This is a genomic window from Photobacterium sp. R1, from assembly GCF_054600795.1.
Genome location: NZ_BAAHZP010000467.1, coordinates 1 through 279, shown reverse-complemented (window position 1 = coordinate 279; position 279 = coordinate 1). Strand labels below are relative to the sequence as shown.

Genomic DNA, 279 nt, shown 5'->3' with positions numbered 1-279 from the left:
ATGGAAGTCAAGATAGGCAGCGATGCCTGGCAGGACGACGATCGTCTGTTCGAACCGGGCTCGCTGTTTGACGAAGACCTTTTTGCCAGTGAAGAAGATAAAAAAGCCAAACCACCGCAAATCATCGTGATGTCCAGTGGTGAGTATACGCCTTTTACGGTGTCGTTTGATGCCAGTGGCGAGGGTGATGTCTGGACAGTGGAAGCGGATGAAGTCGGACAGCTGCACCTGCTCGAACCCGGAGCCACCCGAGAGGATTCAGAGTAATGTTATTCTGGC

The 279-nt window shown here is 52.7% G+C and carries 1 pseudogene; it reads left to right on the top strand.

The window, feature by feature from the left end:
* Positions 1-267 (top strand): annotated as a pseudogene (locus ACYP03_RS25880) (type II secretion system protein GspH); the annotation flags it as partial.
* Between the last annotated feature and the right edge of the window lie 12 nt (positions 268-279).